The organism is Brenneria nigrifluens DSM 30175 = ATCC 13028 (assembly GCF_005484965.1).
Lineage (GTDB): Bacteria > Pseudomonadota > Gammaproteobacteria > Enterobacterales > Enterobacteriaceae > Brenneria > Brenneria nigrifluens.
On record NZ_CP034036.1, the window covers coordinates 1,575,917 to 1,599,722 of the forward strand.

Below are 23,806 nucleotides of genomic sequence, written 5' to 3' on the forward strand. Positions count from 1 at the left end.
CCGTCGCGGAGGATGGCGGCGTTATCGCCGTCATCCGCCATCTTTTTGTCTCTACAGATTGTTTTCCTGCGTATTCAGCGCCTGTTGCAGATCGTCGATCAGATCCTGCGGGTTTTCAATGCCGACGGAGAGGCGCAACAGCTGCGGCGTTATCCCTTTTTGCAACCTTTTTTCCAGCGGCACCGAGGCGTGCGTCATGGCAAAGGGTTGGCTGATCAGGCTTTCCACGCCTCCCAGACTTTCCGCCAGCGTAAACAGCCGGGTTTTCTGGATAACCGCGCGGGCGTAGCCCTCGTCGCCCTGCAAACGTACCGAGATCATGCCGCCCGCGGCGGACATCTGCCGCTGCGCCAACCCGTACTGCGGGTGGCTGGGCAGTCCCGGGTAGTAGACCTGTTTCACCTGCGGCTGCTGTTCCAGCCAGCGGGCGATGGTCAGCGCGCTTTCACTGTGGCGCGCAATCCGCAGCGCCAGCGTACGAATTCCCCTTAAGGTGAGGAAGCTGCTGAACGGATCGAGGATGCCGCCCACGGCGTTTTGCAGATAGGCGAGCTGGGTCGCCAGTTCAGGGTTATCGCCCACCACCGCCAGCCCGGCAATCACGTCCGAATGGCCGTTAAGGTATTTGGTGGCGGAGTGGATCACAATATCGAATCCCAGATCCAGCGGCCGTTGCAGGGCGGGGGAGGCGAAGGTGTTATCCGCCACGCTGATAAGCCGGTGTTTTTGGGCGATGGCGGCTATCGCCGCCAGATCCGCCAGCTTGAGCAGCGGATTGGTCGGGGTCTCGACCCAGATCAGCCGGGTCTGCGGCGTGATGGCGCGCTCCAGCGCCTGGGTATCGGCGGGGTCGACGTAGGTGACCTGTAGCCCGGCGGTGCGTTTGCGCACGTTTTCCAGCAGCCGCCAGGTGCCGCCGTAAAGGTCGTCCACAGCCACCACATGGCTGCCGTGATCGAGCAGTTCGAGGATTGTCGAGCTGGCCGCCAGCCCGGAGGCGAAAGCGAATCCCCGCGTGCCGCCCTCCAGTTCGGCGATGGCGGCTTCCAGCGCGCCGCGGGTCGGATTGCCGCTGCGGGAATACTCATAGCCGGCGTGTTCCCCCGGCGCGCGTTGGGCAAAGGTGGAGGTGGCGTAAATGGCGGGCATCACCGCGCCGGTGCCGTCGGGGGTATAGCCGGCGTGGACGGTCTGGGTATCAAAACGGCTCATGGCATATTCCTTGTTATGTCAGAAAAGGGGGGATCAGCGCAGCGTCTGCCGCCAGTGATTCAGCACATCCGTGCGGGTAATCAGCCCCAGAAAGCGTTCGCCATCCAGAATGATGGCGACATGTCCCTGATCGAAGGTCGCCAGCAGTTCATCGTGCGACGCCTCTTTACGCAGGGTTTTTAGCCGATCGGTCATCGCTTCGCGGGCGGTAAGCGAGAAGTGCTGCGCATTTTTTTTCAGGCTGTTGAGCAGGTCCCACTCATCGATGATGCCCACCACCCGATCGTTTTCCAGCACCGGAAGCTGAGAGATGTCATACAGGCGCATGCGGGCATGGACCACCGCCAGCGTATCATCGGGGGCCACCGATACCGTGGCGCCCTCGTCGTGCCGGTAGGTGATCAGGTCGCGCAGATCGCCGTGCGGCGGACGTTTAATCAATCCTTGTTCCACCATCCAGTAATCGTTGAACATTTTGGAGAGATATTTGTTGCCGCTGTCGCACACCAGGGTGACCACCCGCTTCGGCTCCGTCTGGGCGCGGCAATAGCGCAGGGCGGCAGCCAGCAGCGTGCCGCTCGACGACCCGGCCAGCACGCCCTCCTTACGCAGTAATTCCCGCGCCGTCGTAAAGGATTCGGCATCGCTGATGGCGTAAGCCTGTTTGACCCGGCTGAAATCGGCCAACTCGGGGATAAAGTCTTCGCCGATGCCTTCCACCCGCCAGCTTCCGGCCTCGCCCACCGCGCCGTGGCGCAGGTAGTCGGTGAGGATTGATCCTTCCGGGTCGGCCAGCACGAATTCGGTCTGCGGCGATACCTGCGCAAAGTAGCGGCTGAGACCGCCCAGCGTGCCGCCGGAACCGACGCCTACCACCACCGCGTCAATCTGATGATCCAACTGCCGCCACAGTTCCGGGCCGGTGGAGCGGTAGTGCGCCTCCGGGTTGGCCGGGTTGTTGAACTGGTCGATGTAATAGGCGCCGGGAATCTCCGTCGCCAGGCGGCGGGCATAATCCTGATAGTAATCCGGGTGCCCTTTAGCGACGTCGGATCGCGTCAGCAGCACTTCTGTTCCCAGCGCCCGCAGATGAAAAATCTTTTCCCGGCTCATTTTATCCGGCACCACCAGCACCAGCCGATAGCCTTTCAGCGCGGCCACCAGCGCCAGCCCCAGACCGGTATTGCCGGCGGTGGCCTCAATAATGGTGCCTCCCGGCCGCAGCCATCCCTGCCGTTCCGCGTGTTCAATCATCGATAAGGCGACGCGGTCTTTGATCGACCCGCCGGGATTCTGATTTTCCAGTTTTACAAACAGCCGACAGGGGCCGGCGTCGAAATGGGTCAGCTCAAGCAACGGCGTCTGGCCGATAAAATCGAGCACGGAAGCGGGGATCGCCATGGTTTTTCCGTCCTGATAGAGAAAGGTGATGCACCATATTAGATCCGCCATGAAACCGGCCGAACGAAATAAATCACCAATGAATATGCATATATGTGATATAAAATCCTGTTTGGCCGTGCGGATGTATGGGCGCGCAGCAGTTCGGACGTATATACTTCCGGCGACGTAAAAGGGAAATCACCCTGCGCAGGCAAAACCGGCGGCGGGAGGTCAGCTTGCTGACGGGGACGAACGTTATCTGAAGTGGGGAGAATGGCGGCTTAACGCGCGCAGGTTAATGTCCGGCGGGCATGTAGGCGTTCAATTGCGCACTAGGCGCGTGGTGCAGAAACGCTTTGATCATCGTGGTCAGTTTTCCGCTTTCAACCAGGAAGCCATCGTGCCCGTAGAGTGAATCCATTTCCATATAGCGTGCATCGGCGATATGTTGCGCCAGATAGCGTTGCTCAAGCGGGGGGAACAGCAGGTCGGAGGTAATGGAGACCACCAGCGTTCTGGCTGTGATCTTTTCCAGCTCCGCCTGCGCGCTTTTTTTATTCCGGCCGATATTATGGCTGTCCAGCGCGTTGATCAGGCACCAATAGCTGTAGGCGTCAAAGCGGCGGATAAATTTTTCGGCCTGATAGCGTTGGTAAGACGCGGCCACAAACTGGCTGAATTTATGGCAATCCTGCTCTGCCTGGGTGTGCTGGTAGGTATGGAAGTTGCGATAAGAGAGCAGGGCGATGCTGCGGGCGGCCATCAGCCCCTGTTTGCCGCCGTGCGGATTGACGCCGTCGAAGGTGCTGTCGGCGGACAGCGCCAGCCGCTGGCTTTCATTAAACGCCAGTCCCCAGGGAGAACTGGCCGCGTTGGCCGCCAGTATCGCCGCGTGCTGAATCCGCTCGGGCTGTTGTATCGCCCACTCCAGCGCCTGTTGTCCGCCCATGGAGCCGCCGGTGAGCAAAAAAATCCGTTCGATGCCCAGATGGCCGGCGAGCAGGCGGTGCGCCGCGACCATATCCCTGACGGTGATTAACGGGAAGTCCAGCAGATAGGGTTTCCCGCTGCGTGGATCCGGGCTTTGCGGGCCGGTGGAGCCATACGGCGAACCCAGCACGTTGGCGCAGACGATAAAATAGCGCGCAGGATCGAACAGCTTGCCGCCGCCGACCAGCTCCGGCCACCAGTTCGAAACGTCCGAATTCGCGGTCAGCGCATGACATATCCAGACGACGTTGGATCGCTGCCGATTAAGCGCGCCATAGGTGTGATAGGCGATATCGATACGCGGGAGCGTTGTACTATTCTCCAGCGTAAAGGGCGCGTCATGATGATAATAGCGCGGCGCTGACATGGGGCGTCACTCACTTGCCCGAAGCGTACGCTGGATATCCGCCTGGCGACCGTCAATATGCGCAACGCCGACCGAAACGCGCCGTCCGGCGTCCTGCCCGGCCTGTAATTGCGCTGTTTGCAACGTTAATGATGACATTACTTTCCCCGTCCGATAGAGAAGCCCGGCTGCCAGAAAATCATAATCAAATAGGCTTGTTAACTGCGTAAAAACGCTATTCTTTGCCGTTTTTTGGCTTATCTTCCCTGGCGGCAGTTGCTACTGCGCCTGCAAATAATCCTGATACCAGCGGTCAAGCTGCTCGGTTATCGGACGCGCGGCGGCATCGAACTGCCGTCCATCCAGCTTTCTGACCGGGGTGATCCCGGCCAGCGTACCGGTGACGAAGGCTTCATCGGCGGTGAGCGCCTGCGCCAGCGTAAAGTCTTTTTCCCGTACCGGCAGGCCGTGCCGGCGGGCGAGGTTCAAAATTGTCCGGCGGGTAATGCCGTTGAAGCAGTACAGCCCGGATGAGGTCCAGAGTTCGCCCCGGCGTACGATAAAAAAGTTGGTGGAGTTACAGCTGGCGACAAAGCCGTGCGGATCGAGCATTAGCGCTTCATCGGCGCCGGCCTCCAGCGCCTGCAGCAGCGCCTGAATCAGATTGAGCCGGCTGTGGGAGTTGAGACGCAGGTCGAACACGTCCGGGCCGCTGGCGCGATAGGTTGCGGTGAACAGCGCCAGCCCGCGTTTTTTCGCCGCGCTGTCCACCACCTTGTGTTCCGCCACGCAGACGATGGTGGCGCCGCCGAGAATAAAGCGCGGATCCTGATTGGGGGTGCGTTTTTTGCCGCGGGTGATCATCAGGCGCAGGTGCGCGCCGTCCTCCATGCCGTTGACGCTCAGCGTCCGCCGCATAATGTCGATCAGGGCTTCCCGGCTGTGACCGATATCCAGTCGGATGGCCGCCGCGCCCTCGAACAGCCGGTCCAGATGGGCGTCGAGCGCCACCAGACGGCCGTTAACCAGCCGCAATCCCTCCCATACGCCGTCGCCGCACACGTAGCCGGAATCAAAAACCGACACCACGGCCAGATCGCGATGGACAAACTCGCCGTTTACATACACCAGAACATCATCATTGCGCGCGTCTTGCAGATAAGCCTGACTGCTCTGGCCGGACATCACTGGATTTATCATTATTCCCTCCGGATTAAAAAGCGCGTTCGGCGAAGCGGGCAAGAAATTCCCGGGTACGCGCCTGGCGCGGATGTTTAAGCACCTGTTCCGCGCTGCCCATTTCATGGATAACGCCGTTTTCGATAAAGATCACCCGATCGGCGAAATGCCAGGCAAATCCCAGTTCGTGGGTCACCAACAGCAGCGTGCGGCCCTCCTCCGCCAGTTGACGAATGGTGTGCAGCACTTCGCCCACCAGTTCCGGGTCGAGAGACGATGTCGGCTCGTCGAACAGCATGATCTCCGGCGACATCGCCAGCGCCCGCGCGATGGCCACCCGCTGTTGCTGACCGCCCGACAGGCTGGCCGGCCAGGCGTGCTGCTTGTTGCCCAGCCCCACCTTTTGCAACTGCGCGCCGGCGATGATGTCCGCCTCGCCGCGCGGCATTTTTTTAACCGACAGCAGGGCTTCGCGTACGTTTTCCAGCACCGTCATATGCGGGAAGAGATTGAATTGCTGGAATACCATGCCGACCCGTTCCCGTACCGCGCACAGTTGTTTTTCCTGATAGCGGCGGCGTCCGTCGCCGTCCGGCCGGCCGAGAACCTCGCCTTCCAGTTCAATAGTGCCGGCGCTGGGGATTTCCATAAAGTTCAGGCAGCGCAGCAGGGTGCTTTTCCCCGAGCCGCTGCCGCCGATAATGGCGATTTTTTCGCCGCGGCGCACATCCAGGTCGATGCCTTGCAATACCGGCTGGTCGCCAAACTGTTTGCGCAGTCCGCGAATGCGTAGAATAGGGTGTTGGTTCATCTGTCGGTTTCTCTTGCAGATTAAGAATGCGGGCGGAAGCGGCGCTCCAGACGGGCGGCAAGATAGCTGCCCGGCCAGATCAGTACGAAATAGAGCAGCGCCACCACCGTCAGAATCTCCAGCGGACGATAGTGGGTGCTGCTTAGCAGCCGCCCCTGATACATCAGTTCGTTCACCGCCAGGATCGACGCCAGCGAGGTGACTTTCGCCAGTTCAATCATGCGGTTGGTCAGCGCCGGCAGCATGCGGCGGTACACCTGCGGCAGCACCACCCGGCGCAGGATGACGCGCTGCCGCATCCCCAGCGCTTTGGCGCCTTCCCACTGTCCCCGCTCGATGGACTGCAGGCCGGCGCGGAAAATTTCCGTGCAGTAGGCGGCGGTATACAGCGTCAGGGCCAGCGCCGCGGCGCCGAAGGTGGAGAACTGTATCCCCACCAGTATCGGCAACGCGTAGTAAAACCAGATCAGCTGAATCAGCACCGGCGTATTGCGGAACACCTCTACAAACGCGGCGATCGGCAGGCGCAGCCAGCGCCGGGCGCCGGCCCGGCCGATAGCGAAAACCAAGCCGACGGCGGTGCCGATCGCGCCGGCCAGCAGCCACAGTTGCAGCGTAACGCCCAACCCTTTCAGCAGCACCGGCGCATTTTCCCACACCAGTGAGAAATCCCATTGATAATCCATCCGCGTTTCCCCTTATGGCCGGCTATCCGCCAGCGATAGACGTTTTTCGATGTGCTGGCCGATCAGGCTGATAATCAACAGCAGGGTGAAATAGATCACCGCCACCACGGTGTAGACCTCAAGCGGCCGGTAGGTCTGGCTGTTAAGCTGCATCGCCTGGTAAAGCAGTTCGCCGTATGCCAGCGAGGAGGCCAGCGAGGTGGATTTGATCAGCTCAAAGGAGCGCTCGATAAAAGGGGGGATCATCCGGCGCAGCGCCTGGGGTAAAATCACCCGCCGCAGCGCCGTCGCGCGCGTCATGCCCAGCGCCTTGGCGCCTTCCCACTGGCCGCGGGCGATGGAGGAAATACCGCCGCGGTACACTTCGGCGTAAAACGCCCCCGACTGGGCGGAAAGGGCGATAACGGCGGCGGCAAACGGCGAGGGCGCCAGCGGCGTCACCACCGGCAGGGCGTAGTAGATCCAGAAAAAGTGAACCAGGGCCGGGGTATTGCGATAAAAACCGATCAGCACCACGGCCGGGAGGCGCAGCAGCCTGAGCGGCGACATTTTCATCGCCGCCAGCAGCATACCCGCCGTCATGCCGATCAGAATGCTGGCGGCGCCGATCTTTACAGTTCCCCATAACCCGTCCAGCAGTAGCTGATGATAAGGCCAGATTGCGGCGAAATCCCATTGATAGGACATAAAATGCATAACCCCTGGAATGAAGAAAGTGGCGAAAAGGCATTGTTATTGTTAGAACCTGTGCATCTTAGCATTGTCAAAAAGTGATAAATAAATAATAAAAGAGGGTGCTAATATTCGTTTTATGTATAAAAAACGTTAAGTCCGACGATGACCATATCCGCGTTGCCGCCTATCACCTCACGCCTGACCGCCTTTGCCAGCCAACTGACGCCGGAGGCGATCCCCGCCGCGCTGCGGCAAAAAATGGCGCTGCATTTTATCGATAGCCTGGGCTGCGGTATTGCCGGGGCCGACAGCCGCGTGGCGCGCGACAGCGCCCGCGTTATCCGCGCCCAGTACGCGCCGGGCGCCGGCATCGCGCTGGATGGCGGCACGCCGTTGTCGCCGGTGGGGGCGGCGTTTCTCAATGCCGCGGCGATCAACGCGCTGGATTATGATGACGGCTATGAGGTGGCGGGGCGGGGGATGGGACATCCCGGCGCGACGCTGGTCGCGGCGGCGCTGGCCGCCGTGGGGCCGCGGCCGATCGGCGGTCGGGCGCTGATTCGGGCGCTGACCGCCGCCTACGAGATCAACGGCCGGGTGATCCTGTCGCAACAGCCGAGCAGCGAACGTTTTCAGCAGGTTTACGGCGTTTGTCAGCATGAATCGCTGGGGGCCGCCGTCGCCTATGGCCTGCTTACCGGCTGCGACGCCGACGGGCTGGAAAACGCGCTCGGTCTGGCCGCATCGCTGACGCCGTTGCCCAGCCTGCATAAGTACAACTGGCGGCAGCGGCCGCTGGTGTCGTTTAAAGACTACAATGCGCCCGCCGCGGAGGCGGGGGTGCGCGCCGTCGAACTGCACTACGGCGGCATTGTCGGCCCGCGCGACGTGCTGGCCGGCGAGCAGGGCTTCTGGCGCATGATGGGGTCCGACCGCTTTGACGAGTCGCTGTTGATCGGCGAACTGGGCGAGCAGTGGCTGGCGCGACACGCCAGTTTCAAAGCCTATCCGGTCTGCCGCTGGCTCCATACGGCGCTGGAGTCGTACGAGCGCCTGCCGCCGCACCTCGTGACGCCCCAGTTGGTTGAGCGCGTTCAGGTGACGGGCAGCCAGACGCTGGCGTCCTGCTTTGCCGACGCGCGACCGCTTAACGCCACCGATGCTCAGTTCAGCCTGCCCGTGGCGCTGGCCTGTCTGGCATACGACGTGCCGCGCCACCGCTGGAGCGACGAAGAGACATTGGCCGACCCGCGGATACTGGCGTTTGCCGATAAGGTGGAGATTGGCGTGGACCCGGAACTGAACCGCCTGATGTTACAGCAGCGGCGGCCGGTATCGCGCGTGGAGGTGGTGGTCGGCGGCAGAACGCTGAGCGGGGCGCGCATCGACTTTCCGCTCGGCTGCGCGCAGCATCCGTTGTCGGAAGCGCTGGTGCTGGACAAGTTTGCGCGCAACCTGTCGGCGCGCGCCGCGCCGCCGGTGATTGACGCGGCTATCGCGGCCCTGTCCGAGCTTGAACGCTGTGCGGATATCGGGGCGATTATCGCCCCGTTGCTGGAAACGCGCTAGGCAAGGCCGGCCGACCCAAAAGAAGCTGGCCGGCGCGCGCGGCGGGTTACTTCCACTCCTCTTTGATTACCGACGGCACTTTGCTGACGTCGACGCCGCGCAGCGTCAGCGCCTGCTCGTAATACTGCTGGGTTTTACCCGAGGTATACAGTTTGGCGAAGGCATCGTTGAGGAATTGACGGAATGTCGGGTCGGACTCTTTGCGGATGGCGCCGCTGGTACTGACGGAGACAATCGGCTTAGGCAGGATCAGGTTGCCTTTGCCCACTTTGGCCTGTTGCAGCGCCAGCGCCGGATGGAAATAGGAGAGGGCGTCCACCCGGCCGGCGTAGAAGGCGGCGACGCCTTCATCCATATTGGTGAAGCGTACCAGCTGTACCTTCGGCAGCCGTTTGGTCAGAATCAGGTCCGGGCTGGAGCCGAGGGTGACGCCGATTTTAATGTCCGCCCGGTTGAGATCGTCCCAATTGGCGACCTCGATGCCGTCGCGCACCAGCACGCCCTGCGCATACCAGAAGAACGGCTGATCCGGGAAATCGACCGCTTTTTTGCGCTCATCCGTCGGATCCAGCACCAGCATGGTATCGATCTGGCCGGTTTGCAGCGCGGCAATCGCATTACCCCAGGTGGTCTCCACCGGCACCAGCTTGACGCCCAGCTCCTTTGCCAGATCTTTACCCACGTTATAGCCGATACCATCCCATTGGCCGGTGGCCGGATCTTTGAAATACCAGGGCTCTCCCTGCGCCACCCCGATGCGCAGTTCGCCGGTTTGTTTTATATGCTGCCAGGTTGACGTTTCCGCCGCCTGACTGAAAAAAGGGGCGGTGACCAGCGTCAGCGCCATCAATACCTGGTGAAGTGAAAATTTCATTATTTATTACCCTTTATTATTGCGTTATTGACTCGTGCATTCGCGCTGTCAGAGTAACCAAATATTTATAAGTAAATTAGTCGTTTTTGTAGTATGTAATTCCATGTGGGTATAAATATAGGCGAATAAATAATCAGCGATCGTTGCCGGCGGCGCTTGTCGGGGCGGCGATCGCCATAGCGATTATATGAATGAGCTTTTCCACTATTTGCATTTTACCCCTTGGGGAAAATGGGGATTAATACCTGAGAGCCTCAGCGCAAACGCCTATCGGCGCTGCGATGGCCGGAAAACTATGACCGTGCGTTCCGTTGCCGGTCTGATTCGCAGAGGGATTCATATGTCTTGTTACCGTTGTTGCAGCGACTCCGACAGATATTCAGGCGATTTTTACGGCGTAATTACGGGAGTCCGCTATGAGCACCATCACATCCTTACCGATACTCGACCTATCGCAGCTTGACGGCAACGCCGAACATCGGGCCGCTTTTCTGGCAAAACTGAACCGCGCCGCCCGGGACGTCGGTTTTTTCTATCTGGCCCATCATGGCGTCAGCGACGCGCTGCAACAGCGGGTACAGCAGCTGGCGCGGGAATTTTTCTCCCTGCCGGACGAAGAGAAACAGCGCGTGGCCATGATTCACTCCCCCCATTTTCGCGGCTATAACCGCGCCGGTTCGGAGTTGACGCGCAACCAGCCGGACTGGCGCGAGCAATTTGATATCGGCGCGGAACGTCCCGCGCTGTCGCTGCTGGGGGACGACCCCGCCTGGCGGCGGCTGCAAGGCCCCAATCTGTGGCCCGCGGCGCTTCCCGAACTGAAAACCACGCTGCTGCAGTGGCAACAGGAGATGACGCGCATGTCGTTGCGCCTGCTGCGGGCGTTCGCCGAAGCGCTGGAGTTGCCGGTCACCGCGTTTGATGCGCTATATGGTGAAAAACCCAATGAGCATATCAAGCTGATCCGCTATCCCGCTCAGCCGAATGACGGCGGCCGGCAAGGCGTCGGTTCCCATAAGGATTCCGGTTTTCTGAGCTTTTTATTGCAAGATAACCAGCAGGGGCTTCAGGTGGAAATAGAGTCCGGACGCTGGATCGACGCGCTGCCGCTGGCCGGCTCTTTTGTCGTCAATATCGGCGAACTGCTGGAACTGGCGAGTAACGGCTATCTGCGGGCGACGGTGCATCGGGTGGTTTCGCCGCCGCCGGGCCGGGAACGCCTCTCCATCGCCTTTTTCCTCGGCGCCCAATTGGATGCCGTGGTGCCGGTCTACCGCTTAGCCGACCACCTCGCCGCCAAGGCGCTGGGGCCGGCCAGCGATCCGCATAATCCCCTGTTGCGCGACGTAGGCTGGAATTACCTCAAGGGGCGGTTGCGTTCCCATCCTGATGTCGCCGCGCGTTATTACGCGGACGTTTTAGCCGCCAAAGAAACCATAACAACCTAAAGAAAGAAGGAAGCTCAGCATGAAAAAGCGCGTCATTTTCTCTTTGACAGGGATGGCGTTTTGTCCGCAGGCGCAGGTCTGGCGTTGACGGCGCAGGCCGCCGACGCCGCCCGTATTACCTGCTGTGCGACGAAGCCACCAGCGCGCTCGACCCGGAAACCACCGAGTCGGTGCTGGCGCTGCTGCCGGATTATGACGCCCATCCGCGGATTTACCTCAGATACAGCCCCCCTGGCGACCTGCGGTCTGATTTCGCACGTTGGCGGCTATCTGCGCCGCCAGCCGGGCGATCACCCGTTGCTGTGCCAGCACGGTGTCCGCAGCGTCGCCGGCGGTATTTTCCGTCAGTTGGCTGCCGCATACCAATCGGGGGCGGTCGGCAAATCCTAGGCTCCAGTCCGCGGCAAACTTCACGTATTGGTTGGGCCAGACGTCGAAACGACGCACTTGGAGGTGAATTTTCACCACCGGTTTCCCTTCCTGACGCGCCAGGCCGGAAACATCCTGCGCGCCCAGGCGCTGAACCAGTTCGCTGGAGAGCGCGGTGCGGATCTCGTCGCTTAGCGGGCTTAGCCAGCGCGCGTCGTCGAGTACCACCAGCCCGCTGTCGCCCTGGCGCACCACCAACTGGGGCTGGTCAATCTGCACCGGAACGCCCACCGGCAGTAGCGCGATGGCGAATGGGGCGGGCGCAGAGGCTGCGGCCGTGTCGGTCTGTGACGGCAGCAGCGTGTAGTAATGCGGCGCGGTGGAAACGACGCACCCCGCCAGCAGCAATACGCCGGCCGGCAGGGACAAGCGGACGGAAGAGATCATTTTTTCGTTCCTTGGGGAGAGAAGGCGGCGCGCTCCGCCGCCGCCGGGGTTGCCGGACGGCCGCGCAGCAGCGCTTCCGGATGGCGTTCGAGCAGGTCGGAGAACACCCGCAGCGAGCGCATGGCGCGCCGCATTTCCTGCAATGTCTGCTCCAGGTTGAGCATCATGGGCGCATCCTCCGCCAGCAGATCCTGCGTGGCGGCAAGCAGCTGACCGGTCTGGCGCAGCGCGCGGTTCGCTTCCGGCAGGGTCTGGCTGTTGAGCAGCCGCAGGGTTTTATCAAAATCGGCGAGGGCGTTATCCAGATTATGCCCGATGGATTCCAGCGGCATTTTGTCGACCTTGCTGACGATACTGGCAAGCTGTTCCTGCAACTGTTCGAATCCGCTGTTGACCGTCGGGATCATCAGCGGCCAGGCGTTGACCTCAAAGGGAACCTTTGCCGCCTGCGGGACAAAATCAAGCGAGACATAGAGCTGCCCGGTCAGCAGATTACCGGCGCGGGCCTGGGCGCGCAGACCGTGCGCCACCATATCGCGTACGAATAGCGCCGTCTGTCTCCGGGTATCTTTTTCCGCCTTGGGCAATTTTTCCAGCACTGCTCCCAGCCGGTTGGGATAAACTTCGATGCCTACCAGGGTAGGGAAGCGATAGCCGGACTGGCTATAGTCCAGGGAGATGGAGGCCACCCGGCCGACCTTGATGCTGGAGAATTCGACGGGAGCGCCGATGGCCAAACCGCGCAGCGATTGTTCAAAGCGTAATTTAAATACAATCGGTTCCCCGTCCGGCGCGGCCATGGCGGATTCGGGGTCTTTCGCCAGCGTGAACGTCGCCTGATCGGCGGCGGGAGGGCTATTTTGCCCGTAATCGGCAGAGGCGAAAGCGATGCCGCCGGCGATGATGGAGGTCATGGTCTGCGTTTTTAGCCGGAAGCCGTCTGCCCCGAGCGAGACGTCAATGCCGCTGGCGTTCCAGAAATGGGTATCCTGGGTGACGAAACGGTCATAGGGGGCGTCGACAAAAATGTGTAGATTGACGCTGCGGCCGTCATCCGCGAGCTGATAAGAGACGATGCGTCCGACCTGAACGCGGCGGTAGTAGACCGGGGAGCCGATATCCAGCGAACCCAAATCATCCGTCAGTACCTTGAAGCGACGGCCTGGCATACCGTTAATTATCGCCGGCGGGTTTTCCAGTCCGACGAATTCCCTGGCGGACTGAACCGCGGTGCCTTTGTCCACGCCGATGTAGGCCCCGGAAAGCAGGGTATCGATACCGCTTACGCCGCCGGCGCCGACGCGCGGGCGAACCACCCAGAAACGGGTATCGGAGCGGGCGAGGTCTTTGGCATTGTTGTTCAACGACACGGTGGCGACGACGCGTGAACTGTTGTCGCTCAGCGCGATCGACTCGACGATGCCGACCGTGACGTCTTTGTATTTAACCGCGGTTTTGCCCGCTTCAAGTCCGGATGCGGTCTGAAAGGTGATGGTGATTTCAGGCCCCTGGGACATCCACGCGTGGATAAGCATGGCTATGCCGAGCAGCGCGGCGACGGCCGGCATCAGCCAGATAAGCGATCCTCGCCAGCGGCGGCGGATAATGATCGGTTCCTCGGGCGTCAGCGCTTGTTCATTTTTGGTCGGCATCGTTCTCACCATCCCAGATTAGTCGCGGGTCGTAACTCATGGCGGACAGCATGGTGAAAATCACCACCAGTCCGAAAAACAGGATGCCGCTGCGCGGCTCCACTTCACTTAAGGCGTTAAATTTGACCAGCGCGGAGACGATGGCCACCACCACCACGTCGAGCATCGACCAGTAGCCGATCACTTCCGTCAGGCGGTAGAGCGCGGCGCGCTCGCGCATGGCCCAGCGGCTGTGATAGGCCGAGGTGAGCAATAGCAGCCCGAGCGCCAAAAACTTGGTGCCGGGAACGACGACGCTGGCGACAAAGATAAGCAGCGCGATGCCGTAGGAACCCGACTGCCAGAAGTCGATGATGCCGCCGGTGATGGTGCTGTCGCCGCCTCTGCCGAGCAGCGTGCTGTACATCACCGGCAGCACGTTGGCGGGAATGTAGAGGATTATCGCCGTGAGCAGCAGGGCCAGAGACAGCCGATGGCCGGCGGCGCGCCGATAGCGCAGGGGAGAGAGGCAGCGCGGGCAGAGGGATGGCTGCAATCCGGCGTGCGTATCCCGGCACGCCAGCCCGCAGGTGTGACAGCCGATTATGCCCATTTGCCTCGCGCGGGAAAGTTGGCTCATGCTATGGCTCCGGCGCGCCGCCGCCGGGATGCCAGTTCCCACAGCGCGTGCGTATCCTGATGGCAGATGATGGCGATCAGAAACATCAGCGCCGCCATAGCCCAACTGCCGGCGCCGGAGGCAACCTGCAAAAAACCGTCGAGTTTGACCGCGGCGACCATCAGCCCCAGCATCCCCACTTCTATCATGCTCCACGGCCGCAGCCAGCGGAGCATCTTCATGGCGGGAATAAAACCGGGCGCCGTCCGGTCGCGACGCGCAAAGACCAGTATCCATCCGAGGAGGGCAATTTGCAGACATGGCGCCAGCATCAACAGCAGAAAGGCGCAGACGGCCAGCGGCAAGGTGGCGCCGTGAGACAGGGCGGCGACGCACTGCCAGAGCGTGACCTCGTTGCGCAGACCGTACAGGCTGACCTGCAATATCGGGCATACGTTGGCGATAATGAAGGCGATTCCCGCGGTTATCGTCAGCGCCAGCCAGCGTTCGAACGCCGCCGGGCCGGCGCGGTACAGCGTAAAACCGCAGCGACGGCAGCGGGCTTCGGCGCCCGCGGCTAGTATCCGGCGGTGGTATACGCTGTCGCAGTGTCGGCAGATCACCAGGTCGGGAAAGGTTTTCATCGCGCCCGGCCATGTCTACTTGAGCATATCGAGCAGCTCTTCCGCGCCTTTATCAATCCCTACCTCGGCGGCGCTTAACGAACCAATGGTGGCGCCGACGTTAAGCGCGTTCGGATATTGCTTGGCGACGTAGGCGTTGAGCAGGCGATTGGTCTGCGCGTCGTAAATTTCCACCGCATAACTCACCGAACCGCCCAGCATGCCTTGCTTGCCGCGAATGGACTGCACGATATTATAGGGACCGCCCGCCAAATCGAACTTGGTGACGGTGCCCGCCACCTGCGTGGTGGTTTCCGCGCCGGTCAGAGTCAGCTTGATGCGCAGGGTATGCGGCGCCGCGGTATTGACCTGTTGGAAACGGGTTTTCAGGGTGTTGATAAAGGTGTTCTGCATATACAGGGCCAGCGCCTGACGATCTTCCTGCTCTATGTCGTCAAACTGGTTATCGGCGCCCTGGTAGATGACCACGGGCTCGATAATGACGTTTGCGTATTGCTTCCAGTCCACCGGCGTAGCATAACGGTACGGAATGCGGTCAGATTCGTCGCCGCTGTTCGGGCGTAGCTGCGGTGAGGAGTCGATGCCCGAGTAAAGGGCGGGTTGCGTTCCGGCGCATCCGGCTAAAGCGATGCCCAGGGTCAGAATTGCCGATCGAAATGCTTTGGTGGAAAGGTTCATTTGAAACATCCTATTCAAAATGTGGCGTAGGTATCTGTCAAAACCTGCCTGTTGTCACAAAGGCGACCAGTGAGCGGCAGAGGCTTCCGCAGTCCGCCTTTACAAGGTCTGAACCGGGGGGTAAAGTAATGTTTGATAACAAAACAAAACTGTACGGTTTAGTTTTCACTGATATCTTTTGTTTGTCAAGAAAATGTACAGGTTGGTTTACTTATAAATTACACAACGGGAGTGACAATGAAAGTACGGACGCAGGCTCGTCGCGAAGCTATCATTGAGGTCGCCGCCAAACTCTTCCAGGAGATGGGCTATGAACGCGCGTCAATGAATGAACTGGCAAAACGGCTTGGCGGCTCAAAAGCAACGTTGTATAGCTATTTTTCCTCCAAGGAGGAGCTTTTCGTTGCCGTTGTCCGCGCCGTTACCACCGTGCATTTGTCTGATGCCGTTGCCGAGTTGGCGGCGCAGCCGGGCGAAAAGCTATCCCTTGAAACCTCGCTGATGCGTTTCGGCGAGCGTATGCTGTGCGTGTTAACTAACGACGGCAGCGCGATAGCGGTTTATCGTATGGTGGTGGCGGAAGCGGGGCGCTCGAACATCGGCATGTTGTTTTACCAGTCCGGGCCGACCGAGTGTATCGACGTGCTGACCATGCTGATGACGGAAGCGATGCAACGCGGCGAACTGCGTGCGGCGGATGCGCGCGTCAGAGCGTTGCAATATCTGGCGCTGATTACCGCGGAGTCGGAAGTGCGTCTCTACCAGTGCGATCCTGATCCGCTGGATACTGAAGAAATTCACCAGATGGTCAAACGCGCGGTGGATCTGTTTCTTGCCGGAGCGGCGGCCCATTAACGCCTTGCCGCATCAGGCATCATCTCCTGCTGATTAGCGGCGGCGATAGTCGCCGTCATAACGCCGATCGTATTGGCGATCGCCAATACGATCGGCGTTACGGTCGCGATCATCGCGGTAACCGTCGTTATAGTGCGGTCGGTGATGATGGTTGCGGTCGTGTCCCCCGATGGAAATACATCCGCTTAATAAAAACACAGCGGCGAGGCACCCTGGCAGTAATCGTTTTTTCATAGCATCCTTCCCGTTTCCAATGGTCTCTGGGGAGCGTCACCAGGAACCTGCGCAAGAGATTTTCCATACCGGCCGCATGCATTGTTCCCGCTGGGCGGCGGCACGCCGAATTTCCATAAATGAACCGTACGGTTTAGTTTTATATGAATGTTATATATCTGTCAAGAAAATGTGTGAGTTGGTTTATTTATCGAATTAGGGAAAAATGAGAATGTGAACCAACGTTCGCCGGAGAGCGATTATTGCGCTTGCCGGGCCGCTGTTAATCTGTATGCATTATTTGCCACGGCATATGACGAGGAAAACCATTACCCATGAAAATTACTGATGTACGGGCCATTCTGGTCAATCGGTATCTGTTTGTTGAAATCACCACGGACGAAGGGCTTAAGGGGATTGGCGAATCCGGCGCCTGGGGGTTTCTCGATGCCTCGAAGGGGGCGGTCGACGCGCTGCGTACCTATCTTATCGGACAGGATCCGCTGCGCATAGAGCATCACTGGCAGTATATGTACCGCTGCTGGCATTTTCGCGGCGCGGCGATTATGGGCGCCATCAGCGCCATTGATATCGCCCTGTGGGATATCGCCGGCAAATACTATGCCGCACCGGTATACAATCTGCTGGGGGGGCGCTGTCGGGACAAGGCGCGGGTCTACGCCCATGCCGGCGGCAAAACCACCGGGGAAACCATTGAAAATCTGAAGAAGGCCAAGGCCCAGGGATTCACCGCCATTGGTCATCTGTCGCCGTTTCTCGATGAATCGCGCGATACCCCGTATTTCATTACCCACGCCAGGGAAATGGCGGAAGCGATTGAGCGCATCGGCGCCTATCGCGACGCGGTGGGTAATGAGGTGGATTTGTGCATTGAAGTGCACCGGCGGTTGAAACCGGCGGACGCGGTGGTGTTTTCCCGCGGCATTGAGCCATTTTATCCCTACTTTATTGAAGACCCTATCGGCGCCGATAATTTTGACTCGATGGCCGAGGTGGCGGATAAAATCAACATTCCCATCGCTACCGGCGAGCGGCTGAACAATCCGCAGGAGTTCGCCATGCTGATCAAGCGCAATGCGGTTTCCTATGTGCGTCCGGACGTCTGCATGTGCGGCGGCATTACCGGGGCGAAGAAGATCGCCGCGCTGGCGGAAGCGCACGACCTGATGGTGGTGCCGCATAATCCGCTCAGCCCGGTGTCCACCGCCGCCTGTTTGCAGATAGCCGTCAGCATTCCCAATTTCGCCCTGCTGGAATATCCCGGAGACGACCAGCCGGCGCTGTCGGAAAAATTCGGCGCCACCGGGGTAGAGAACGGCGTGCTGAAAAAAGACATGGTGAAAAACACCTTCCAATGTACCGACGGATTTATGGAAATTCCGACGGCGGCGGGTATCGGTATCGAACTGGCCGATAATCTGGAGGAGCGTTTCCCCTATCGCCGCCGCGGTCTCAAAACGCGACTGCACGTTGACGGTTCAGTGGTGGATCAATAACCGCCCGCGGCGCAAATCAGATATCCTTCGGCAGCGCATCGATATAGGGTTGAATTTGCGCCCGGTTTTTCAAAACAATCTGCTGGCCGGCCGGTTCGGCGGATTGCTCCGTTTGCAGACCCAGTCGCTTCAGGGTGTGATACAGAAAAGCCTGCCGGCAGCTTAACGCCACTTCCCCGTCTTCCATGCCGTAATCCAGCTTCCATGATACCGTCATGGTAATAATCATGACTTATGGTGCTAATCCGGGTCAGGGCGGACCTGAAAGTTATTTTTCTTGTCATATTGGTGGCAAAAGTTCAGTGCTTATTCATTATGTGGGTGAGCGAGAATTAAAACCTCAGGGTTAACCCTGATGCCGGTTCGGGTCAGAGAATCTAAATTAACGGAAAAACACTCCTTTTTATTGGAGAATATCAGACAAAATGCGCTGCCGTAGATACTCTCCAGGTTTTGTTCGGCAATCGTCAATAATGGATGTTCAGGAAATTTGTTGGCTATGGTTACCTGTGCTGAAACAGACTCCTGTCCAAAATATACCGCATCGCATCGTGACGAGAAAAGTCATGAATATTTTTTTATTATCACGAAATTAAAGATCGGATTCTTTGGCGTATCCGCCGTCAGGGCGGATAGAGAATAAACGGAGGAGAATACACGAAGCGGAGGGATTTTATTTTACCCAGGCCAGTACGAATAACTGATAATACCGGCCACGGTTTGATAAACCTGGTCGGCCTTCGCCAGCGACATTTCATCTCTTAGTCTGGACGACTCTGTTTTAGCGGAAACTATCGCGGTAGAAAGTAAAAATAGGGCGAATACAGGCCAATTTTTCACCATATCCTAATCCAACCCTAGCAGGAAAAAATTAATTCAAACATAATGCAATATATTTAATATTTAGTATGGTGTAGGAGATGCCGTATTTGGACATATTCGCCATCAAATTGGCCGTAACGCCCGTTCTGATGCTGATTGTTTCGTTGGCCGTCAGGAAGTGGGGCGGTTTCGTCGGCGGCATACTTTCCGGTATGCCGCTGACTTCCGGGCCGGTCGCCTTTTTTCTGGCTATCGAGCAGGGGCCGCAGTTCGCCGCTCAGGCGGCATCCGGCGCGCTGTCCGGGCTGGCCGCGGTATTGCTCACCTACCTTTTCTACCTTGTCGCCACCCGCGAGCTGACGATCCCGGCGGCGTGCGTCTGTTCGGTGGCGCTCTTCGGGCTTATCTCCTGGCTGTTGCTATGCGCCGGTGCGCCGCAGGGAGTGATTGTCATCAGCCTGGTGGCGATAGGTATTATTCTGCGCTTAACCCATGCCGGGGAGAAAGAGACCAGGGAAACGGCGATACCGTTCTGGGATATTCCGTTGCGTATGCTGACGGCGACCGCGATGCTGTTTGCCATTACCGGTTCGGCGCAGATATTGGGGCCGCAGGTTAGCGGCGTTCTCTCTCCCGTACCGGTTATCGCCTGGCCGCTGACGGTATTTGCCCATAGCCAAAGGGGCAGAGGGGAAATGGCCGCGGTGGTGCGTGGCAATGCGGTAAGCGCGTTGGGCGTCATCATTTTCTATGTGACTATCGGGGAACTGCTTCTTAAGGTCGGGTTATTGACGACATTTGTCGTGGCCTTCGCCGCTTCCATACTGGTGACGACGCTGTTGGCCGAAGTCATGCGGCGCTCGGTGAGGGCGACCACCTAAATACATTTGCCGTCACCGCGTCCGATCAACAATCAGTGCGTCATGTCCGAGTTAACATGACATACCGGTCGCTCCGGTCACCGACTTGTGTATGCTTCTGCGGATTAATAAGAGACATCCTGTCTCTCACGGTAAATTTTTTCCTGACGATTTATCACTCGGTGGTCGTCCTCCTGCACCTCGAATCATTCAGGGCAGATGACTACCCTCGATTAAGAATACGAAGAAAATCCTGTTTATTTGAAATAAGAGAGAGTGCATTAGCAATGATTTCGTCACTAAAAATCGATGCGACTTGTTTTAGGACATCAATATGCTCTTTCTCTTTAGCGATAACGCCAATCGCGATAAACATCACACTGCTGTTGCTTCTATCCCAAATAACGCCATCGGGAAACTGAAAAATCTCAACGCCTTTTTTTACAATGATATTGGTAGCCGATTTCGGCAGGTGAGGCAAGGTAATGCCATTTCCCAGAAAGGTGGAGACCTGTTGTTCTCTTTCATTGAGAAAGGCAACGCAATCCTGGCTGACATATCCTTTTTCTTTAAAAGATCTACCGACCATGGATAGGACTTCCGCTTTGTTTTTTGCCTGACAGCCTAAATGAAGATTATTGATTGTAATATCATCTATCATGCTCTGTACCCTCTGCTTTTTTTCCCGCATCTCGAATTGTTTCTGCTATATAACTTGTTTTTTTTCATATGTAATCGCGTTGACTATTGTCCGGAGGACAGCTCTTCCTCTAATTGCTCCAGTGATTTATTCGAGGTTTCCGGCAAGGCGTATACGACAAAGATAATAGCCAGATAGTTGATGACGGCCAGTATAAGGAATACGGGGCCTAAACCGAGTTCAGCCTGAAGCACCGGGAATAAATAGCTGACGATAGCGTTCATAATCCACATGAAAAATACGGAAATACCCATGGATACTCCGCGGATTTTTAATGGGAACAGTTCGGCTAGCACCACCCAGGTCAGGAAACCCATGGTACATTGCATTACGCCGACAAATAATGCGCCCAGTAGCCAGATCGCCGTGGCTTTTATATCGCCGGTCAGGGTGTAGTCAGCGGCGGCAATGACCAGATGCAAGGTTGCCATAAGAGCAAAACCACTGACGATTAGCGTTTTCCGTTTAAACCGGTCAACCAGGAAAAGTACCCCGACCAACATACCGCCGACGGAGAATACGCCGTTGAGCACATTACATATCAAGGATGTTCTTTCGGAAAAACCAGCGGTACGAAGTATTTCCGTACCATAATACATAATAACATTAACCCCGGTTGTTTGTTGGGCGGCAGCCCAGACGATGCCCACCAGAATGAGTTTGAAAATCCAGGGCGTATTGAGAATGATTGACAGCGTGCCTTTCGCATGCAGCTTCTTTTCTGCTTCGATATTAATCAACGTCACGATATCTTCAAATTCTTTAACCGCTCTTTCTACCGGCCGAATTTGTTTTAAAATGGCTAATGCTTCTTCTCCGCGATTTTTGCTAACCAGCCATCGGGGGCTTTCCGGCGAACGCCACATGCCGATGAGCAATCCAATGGCGGGTAATGCCTGAACCATTAACATATACCGCCAAACATCCGGGAGATGTCCCCAGACATAACCAATAACAGCGTTAACCGCAAACGCGGATAATTGGCCGATGACGATGGCCACTTCATTTAATCCTGTGAGCTTTCCTCGCATTTCGGTTGGCGCGACTTCGGATATAAATGTAGGCGCCGTGACCGAAGCGCCACCCACGGCATAGCCGAGTAAAAATCTGGCAATCAACAGGTTGGTGATATTGGGCGCCAGCGCAGACATAAACGCGCCAAACAAGAAAAGGAATGATAAATATAATAAATATTTTCGCCGACCCATATAGTCGGCTAGTTTGCCGCCGCAGACGCTGCCCAGGGCGGCCCCGACTAAAAGTACGCTCATGACGAGACCTTCGGTCGTCGGTGTGAGCGCCATATTTTCTTTTAGGGAAAGGAAGGCGCCGTTAATCACGCCAGTGTCATAACCAAAGAGCAGGCCTCCGAATGTGGCGACTAATGTTATTTGATGCAATCGTTTTCGCTGTTGTATATTGAGTACCATTGTTAGCGACATATCTTTACCTTTTATTCAGTTAATCATGTGATGCCAAAAACCCCTTAATATATTCATGTTAATGGCTGTTACACCTTATGAATAAAAGGCGGTAAGGGTTCTTGGTTCTGTGAACGATTATTTGGCTAAATTTTTATATAAATAAAGTTGATAAAAGTTTTATTAATATGATTGCCACCGAAGGTTTTATTTTCTGCGCTTGCTTACAATTTTATTGTTTTCTTGCTTTAAGTTTTAACCCATCGGCGTTCCTTCGCTGATTAAATAATGGCTTCCAATACTTGAGAAACTCGTCATTCATCATTTATTCCCTTTGCTATTCAATAGCAGCAAGGCAAAACGCGCCTTGCGGGGGAGTCACACATCGTCATTAAATACCGGCGACCTCGCGAATATAACGCCTGGCTTTAACGGCATATTCAAAAGGATTGGCTTTGGCGGGATCTTGTTCGGCCTCGACCACGATCCAGCCTTGGTAACCAAAATCCTCCAGTAACTTAAAGACCGGCCTGAAGTCAATCACCCCGTCGCCCGGTACGGTAAAGGTTCCTTTTTTCACGCCATCCAGGAAACTCAATTTATGGGCGCGAACCTCGGCGACGATCTCGTCCCGCACATCTTTCAGATGAACGTGCTTGATGCGCGGCAAGTGTTTGCGCAGGATTTGCAACATGGCTTCCTGTGAACCTTCTGAGTAGTAAGCGTGGCCGGTGTCATAGAGCAGGTAAACATCATCATTCACCAGATCCATGAAACGATCGATTTCCTCAGCAGTCTGAATGCCGGTGCCCATATGGTGATGCAGGGCGACGGTCATATTTTTTTCAGCTGCGAGATCCGCCAATTTATTGTACCCGTCGGCCACTAAGCGCCATTCTACATCGGTAAAGATAGGCCGTCCTTCCAGTACCGGCTTTGGCGTACCCTGGGTACTGCGCGACTGCTCGGAACAACCAATGACGGTTGCCCCCATAGCATGAAGAAAATCCCGGTGAGTGATAAACTCATCAAGGGTTTTGGCTTTTTGCCCGTCAGCAAAAAACGTACTGAACCAGGCATTGCAGATTTGAATGCCGCGCATATCCAGCATCGGTTTGAGAACCTTGGGATCCCGCGGATATTTACTGCCCACTTCGCTGCCGGTAAAACCCGCCAGCGCCATTTCGCTGACCGTTTGCTGAAATGTATTTTCCTTTCCTAAATCGGGCATGTCGTCATTGGTCCAGCCGATGGGGGCAATGGCGAGTTTGACTTTATTTTTATCCATGATAAATACACCTCGAATAGAGCGATAATAGAGAAATTTCCTCACGGTTGCTCATGGGACATGACGCCTTAATGTTGGCGTGTAAACCGGCGTATCCCGATTGCCATACTGGAAAAGATTATCGTGATGCATACCGATTCAGAGTATCTGTTCTGTCTTGCTATATAAGAATATATCTTTCATATTATATTTTTGCAGAAAAAATATTCCATTTTGAGATAGGGATCATATATTGAAAGGTATTTATTGCGCCTGCACCTGGCTTGCCTACTTCCTTTAGGGCGGTATTTACTGCAAGTGTAATGATAAATAACTCTATTTTTATAAAGTTACATGATTGTATTTGCCGGGTTTTATTAAGATTTGGGTGAATGGGCGTTATAAAAATGACCGGCAGTGATTGATGAATATGATACGTTTTTATCAAATTTTTTTAAAAATTAAATTCCATATTAAAATAATACAAAATTTTTATTTTGCATTATTCCATCTTCATCTAAATCCGTTGCAAGCGCCGCACCATCGGCGTTTACTGACAATAACCACCGAAGATGCGGGCCAAAGGCGAC

At 56.9% G+C, this 23,806-nt stretch carries 25 protein-coding genes and 1 pseudogene; 6 read left to right on the forward strand and 20 right to left on the reverse strand.

All coding sequences use genetic code 11. The features are described 5' to 3' along the window. Nucleotides 1-51 precede the first annotated feature (51 nt). The 8 genes from EH206_RS07250 to EH206_RS07280 form a co-directional block, all read right to left on the reverse strand. On the reverse strand, nt 52-1,212 hold the full coding sequence (locus tag EH206_RS07250; protein WP_009112135.1) for a trans-sulfuration enzyme family protein: 1,161 nt from the start codon (nt 1,210-1,212) through the stop codon (nt 52-54). Nucleotides 1,213-1,245: 33 nt separating this feature from the next. Next, nucleotides 1,246-2,613, reverse strand: coding sequence for a pyridoxal-phosphate dependent enzyme (locus EH206_RS07255; RefSeq protein WP_009112136.1), 1,368 nt, complete (start codon nt 2,611-2,613; stop codon nt 1,246-1,248). Between the two features lie 277 nt (nt 2,614-2,890). Continuing rightward, complete coding sequence (metX, locus tag EH206_RS07260) at nt 2,891-3,952, reverse strand: homoserine O-acetyltransferase MetX (protein ID WP_009112137.1); 1,062 nt, start codon at nt 3,950-3,952, stop codon at nt 2,891-2,893. Between the two features lie 6 nt (nt 3,953-3,958). Next, nucleotides 3,959-4,090: a hypothetical protein gene (locus tag EH206_RS23510; protein WP_255342523.1), complete on the reverse strand. Its 132-nt coding sequence runs from the start codon at nt 4,088-4,090 to the stop codon at nt 3,959-3,961. Between the two features lie 120 nt (nt 4,091-4,210). Beyond that, a complete protein-coding gene (locus tag EH206_RS07265) occupies nt 4,211-5,131 on the reverse strand; it encodes an aminotransferase class IV (protein ID WP_009112138.1) in 921 nt (306 codons plus the stop codon). Between the two features lie 13 nt (nt 5,132-5,144). Then, complete coding sequence (locus tag EH206_RS07270; RefSeq protein ID WP_009112139.1) at nt 5,145-5,921, reverse strand: amino acid ABC transporter ATP-binding protein; 777 nt, start codon at nt 5,919-5,921, stop codon at nt 5,145-5,147. A 20-nt stretch (nt 5,922-5,941) separates the two neighbouring features. Next, nucleotides 5,942-6,607 (reverse strand): amino acid ABC transporter permease, encoded by a 666-nt coding sequence (locus tag EH206_RS07275; protein WP_009112140.1) that lies wholly within the window; start codon nt 6,605-6,607, stop codon nt 5,942-5,944. Nucleotides 6,608-6,619: 12 nt separating this feature from the next. Beyond that, nucleotides 6,620-7,294 (reverse strand): amino acid ABC transporter permease, encoded by a 675-nt coding sequence (locus EH206_RS07280; protein ID WP_009112141.1) that lies wholly within the window; start codon nt 7,292-7,294, stop codon nt 6,620-6,622. Between the two features lie 150 nt (nt 7,295-7,444). Between EH206_RS07280 and EH206_RS07285 the strand changes: the two genes are divergently transcribed. After that, nucleotides 7,445-8,851 (forward strand): MmgE/PrpD family protein, encoded by a 1,407-nt coding sequence (locus EH206_RS07285; RefSeq protein ID WP_009112142.1) that lies wholly within the window; start codon nt 7,445-7,447, stop codon nt 8,849-8,851. Nucleotides 8,852-8,897: 46 nt separating this feature from the next. On the opposite strand, the gene EH206_RS07290 is transcribed toward EH206_RS07285, so the two are convergent. Further along, nucleotides 8,898-9,725: a transporter substrate-binding domain-containing protein gene (locus EH206_RS07290; protein ID WP_040343021.1), complete on the reverse strand. Its 828-nt coding sequence runs from the start codon at nt 9,723-9,725 to the stop codon at nt 8,898-8,900. Nucleotides 9,726-10,141: 416 nt separating this feature from the next. On the opposite strand from EH206_RS07290, the gene EH206_RS07295 reads away from it, so the two are divergent. Beyond that, nucleotides 10,142-11,173 (forward strand): isopenicillin N synthase family dioxygenase, encoded by a 1,032-nt coding sequence (locus EH206_RS07295; protein WP_009112144.1) that lies wholly within the window; start codon nt 10,142-10,144, stop codon nt 11,171-11,173. A 107-nt stretch (nt 11,174-11,280) separates the two neighbouring features. Further along, nucleotides 11,281-11,364: pseudogene (locus EH206_RS23615) on the forward strand (methionine ABC transporter ATP-binding protein); the annotation flags it as partial. 25 nt (nt 11,365-11,389) lie between these two features. Here EH206_RS23615 and EH206_RS07305 read toward each other — a convergent pair. From EH206_RS07305 to EH206_RS07325, 5 genes are read right to left on the reverse strand one after another with little or no spacing between them, the layout of a single operon-like run. After that, nucleotides 11,390-11,989, reverse strand: a complete 600-nt coding sequence (locus EH206_RS07305) for a PqiC family protein (protein WP_009112145.1) — start codon at nt 11,987-11,989, stop codon at nt 11,390-11,392. Continuing rightward, the gene (locus EH206_RS07310; protein WP_009112146.1) at nt 11,986-13,641 is read right to left on the reverse strand and encodes a PqiB family protein; all 1,656 of its coding nucleotides are present in this window, start codon (nt 13,639-13,641) and stop codon (nt 11,986-11,988) included. The genes EH206_RS07305 and EH206_RS07310 overlap by 4 nt, the downstream gene beginning before the upstream one ends. Beyond that, a complete protein-coding gene (locus EH206_RS07315; RefSeq protein WP_009112147.1) occupies nt 13,625-14,260 on the reverse strand; it encodes a paraquat-inducible protein A in 636 nt (211 codons plus the stop codon). Before EH206_RS07315 ends, EH206_RS07310 begins: the two co-directional genes overlap by 17 nt. Continuing rightward, nucleotides 14,257-14,883, reverse strand: a complete 627-nt coding sequence (locus EH206_RS07320) for a paraquat-inducible protein A (protein WP_009112148.1) — start codon at nt 14,881-14,883, stop codon at nt 14,257-14,259. The genes EH206_RS07315 and EH206_RS07320 overlap by 4 nt, the downstream gene beginning before the upstream one ends. 15 nt (nt 14,884-14,898) lie before the next feature. Then, nucleotides 14,899-15,561, reverse strand: coding sequence for a DUF3313 domain-containing protein (locus tag EH206_RS07325; RefSeq protein ID WP_009112149.1), 663 nt, complete (start codon nt 15,559-15,561; stop codon nt 14,899-14,901). Between the two features lie 237 nt (nt 15,562-15,798). Here EH206_RS07325 and EH206_RS07330 point away from each other — a divergent pair, with 237 nt between their 5' ends. Next, nucleotides 15,799-16,416, forward strand: coding sequence for a TetR/AcrR family transcriptional regulator (locus EH206_RS07330; RefSeq protein WP_009112150.1), 618 nt, complete (start codon nt 15,799-15,801; stop codon nt 16,414-16,416). Between the two features lie 33 nt (nt 16,417-16,449). Here EH206_RS07330 and EH206_RS07335 read toward each other — a convergent pair whose 3' ends face one another. Further along, nucleotides 16,450-16,650, reverse strand: a complete 201-nt coding sequence (locus tag EH206_RS07335; protein ID WP_009112151.1) for a hypothetical protein — start codon at nt 16,648-16,650, stop codon at nt 16,450-16,452. Between the two features lie 314 nt (nt 16,651-16,964). On the opposite strand from EH206_RS07335, the gene dgoD reads away from it, so the two are divergent. After that, a complete protein-coding gene (dgoD, locus tag EH206_RS07340) occupies nt 16,965-18,146 on the forward strand; it encodes a galactonate dehydratase (RefSeq protein ID WP_009112152.1) in 1,182 nt (393 codons plus the stop codon). A 16-nt stretch (nt 18,147-18,162) separates the two neighbouring features. On the opposite strand, the gene EH206_RS07345 is transcribed toward dgoD, so the two are convergent. Both EH206_RS07345 and EH206_RS23620 read right to left on the reverse strand, forming a co-directional pair. Next, nucleotides 18,163-18,363, reverse strand: a complete 201-nt coding sequence (locus EH206_RS07345) for a BrxR family transcriptional regulator (RefSeq protein WP_232216575.1) — start codon at nt 18,361-18,363, stop codon at nt 18,163-18,165. Nucleotides 18,364-18,452: 89 nt separating this feature from the next. Beyond that, entirely contained in the window at nt 18,453-18,647 is a 195-nt protein-coding gene (locus EH206_RS23620; RefSeq protein ID WP_425456677.1) for a YfiR family protein, read from the reverse strand. Between the two features lie 419 nt (nt 18,648-19,066). On the opposite strand from EH206_RS23620, the gene EH206_RS07355 reads away from it, so the two are divergent. Further along, a complete protein-coding gene (locus EH206_RS07355; protein ID WP_040343026.1) occupies nt 19,067-19,849 on the forward strand; it encodes a hypothetical protein in 783 nt (260 codons plus the stop codon). Nucleotides 19,850-20,051: 202 nt separating this feature from the next. Here EH206_RS07355 and EH206_RS07360 read toward each other — a convergent pair whose 3' ends face one another. The 3 genes from EH206_RS07360 to iolE form a co-directional block, all read right to left on the reverse strand. Further along, nucleotides 20,052-20,489 carry a PTS mannitol transporter subunit IIA gene (locus tag EH206_RS07360; protein ID WP_009112155.1) on the reverse strand — a complete coding sequence of 146 codons (438 nt, stop codon included), beginning with the start codon at nt 20,487-20,489 and terminating at the stop codon, nt 20,052-20,054. A gap of 83 nt (nt 20,490-20,572) precedes the next feature. Further along, complete coding sequence (locus EH206_RS07365) at nt 20,573-21,970, reverse strand: sugar porter family MFS transporter (RefSeq protein ID WP_009112156.1); 1,398 nt, start codon at nt 21,968-21,970, stop codon at nt 20,573-20,575. A 370-nt stretch (nt 21,971-22,340) separates the two neighbouring features. Then, on the reverse strand, nt 22,341-23,237 hold the full coding sequence (gene iolE / locus EH206_RS07370) for a myo-inosose-2 dehydratase (RefSeq protein WP_009112157.1): 897 nt from the start codon (nt 23,235-23,237) through the stop codon (nt 22,341-22,343). Nucleotides 23,238-23,806 lie beyond the last annotated feature (569 nt).

Excerpts from the sequence above, each read along its gene's own strand:
- EH206_RS07250 (WP_009112135.1), bottom strand. The coding sequence starts at position 1,212 with ATGAGCCGTTTTGATACCCAGACCGTCCACGCCGGCTATACCCCCGAC.
- EH206_RS07255 (WP_009112136.1), bottom strand. The coding sequence starts at position 2,613 with ATGGCGATCCCCGCTTCCGTGCTCGATTTTATCGGCCAGACGCCGTTG.
- metX (WP_009112137.1), bottom strand. The coding sequence starts at position 3,952 with ATGTCAGCGCCGCGCTATTATCATCATGACGCGCCCTTTACGCTGGAG.
- EH206_RS23510 (WP_255342523.1), bottom strand. The coding sequence starts at position 4,090 with ATGTCATCATTAACGTTGCAAACAGCGCAATTACAGGCCGGGCAGGAC.
- EH206_RS07265 (WP_009112138.1), bottom strand. The coding sequence starts at position 5,131 with ATGATAAATCCAGTGATGTCCGGCCAGAGCAGTCAGGCTTATCTGCAA.
- EH206_RS07270 (WP_009112139.1), bottom strand. The coding sequence starts at position 5,921 with ATGAACCAACACCCTATTCTACGCATTCGCGGACTGCGCAAACAGTTT.
- EH206_RS07275 (WP_009112140.1), bottom strand. The coding sequence starts at position 6,607 with ATGGATTATCAATGGGATTTCTCACTGGTGTGGGAAAATGCGCCGGTG.
- EH206_RS07280 (WP_009112141.1), bottom strand. The coding sequence starts at position 7,294 with ATGTCCTATCAATGGGATTTCGCCGCAATCTGGCCTTATCATCAGCTA.
- EH206_RS07285 (WP_009112142.1), top strand. The coding sequence starts at position 7,445 with ATGACCATATCCGCGTTGCCGCCTATCACCTCACGCCTGACCGCCTTT.
- EH206_RS07290 (WP_040343021.1), bottom strand. The coding sequence starts at position 9,725 with ATGAAATTTTCACTTCACCAGGTATTGATGGCGCTGACGCTGGTCACC.
- EH206_RS07295 (WP_009112144.1), top strand. The coding sequence starts at position 10,142 with ATGAGCACCATCACATCCTTACCGATACTCGACCTATCGCAGCTTGAC.
- EH206_RS07305 (WP_009112145.1), bottom strand. The coding sequence starts at position 11,989 with ATGATCTCTTCCGTCCGCTTGTCCCTGCCGGCCGGCGTATTGCTGCTG.
- EH206_RS07310 (WP_009112146.1), bottom strand. The coding sequence starts at position 13,641 with ATGCCGACCAAAAATGAACAAGCGCTGACGCCCGAGGAACCGATCATT.
- EH206_RS07315 (WP_009112147.1), bottom strand. The coding sequence starts at position 14,260 with ATGAGCCAACTTTCCCGCGCGAGGCAAATGGGCATAATCGGCTGTCAC.
- EH206_RS07320 (WP_009112148.1), bottom strand. The coding sequence starts at position 14,883 with ATGAAAACCTTTCCCGACCTGGTGATCTGCCGACACTGCGACAGCGTA.
- EH206_RS07325 (WP_009112149.1), bottom strand. The coding sequence starts at position 15,561 with ATGAACCTTTCCACCAAAGCATTTCGATCGGCAATTCTGACCCTGGGC.
- EH206_RS07330 (WP_009112150.1), top strand. The coding sequence starts at position 15,799 with ATGAAAGTACGGACGCAGGCTCGTCGCGAAGCTATCATTGAGGTCGCC.
- EH206_RS07335 (WP_009112151.1), bottom strand. The coding sequence starts at position 16,650 with ATGAAAAAACGATTACTGCCAGGGTGCCTCGCCGCTGTGTTTTTATTA.
- dgoD (WP_009112152.1), top strand. The coding sequence starts at position 16,965 with ATGAAAATTACTGATGTACGGGCCATTCTGGTCAATCGGTATCTGTTT.
- EH206_RS07345 (WP_232216575.1), bottom strand. The coding sequence starts at position 18,363 with ATGACGGTATCATGGAAGCTGGATTACGGCATGGAAGACGGGGAAGTG.
- EH206_RS07355 (WP_040343026.1), top strand. The coding sequence starts at position 19,067 with ATGCCGTATTTGGACATATTCGCCATCAAATTGGCCGTAACGCCCGTT.
- EH206_RS07360 (WP_009112155.1), bottom strand. The coding sequence starts at position 20,489 with ATGATAGATGATATTACAATCAATAATCTTCATTTAGGCTGTCAGGCA.
- EH206_RS07365 (WP_009112156.1), bottom strand. The coding sequence starts at position 21,970 with ATGTCGCTAACAATGGTACTCAATATACAACAGCGAAAACGATTGCAT.
- iolE (WP_009112157.1), bottom strand. The coding sequence starts at position 23,237 with ATGGATAAAAATAAAGTCAAACTCGCCATTGCCCCCATCGGCTGGACC.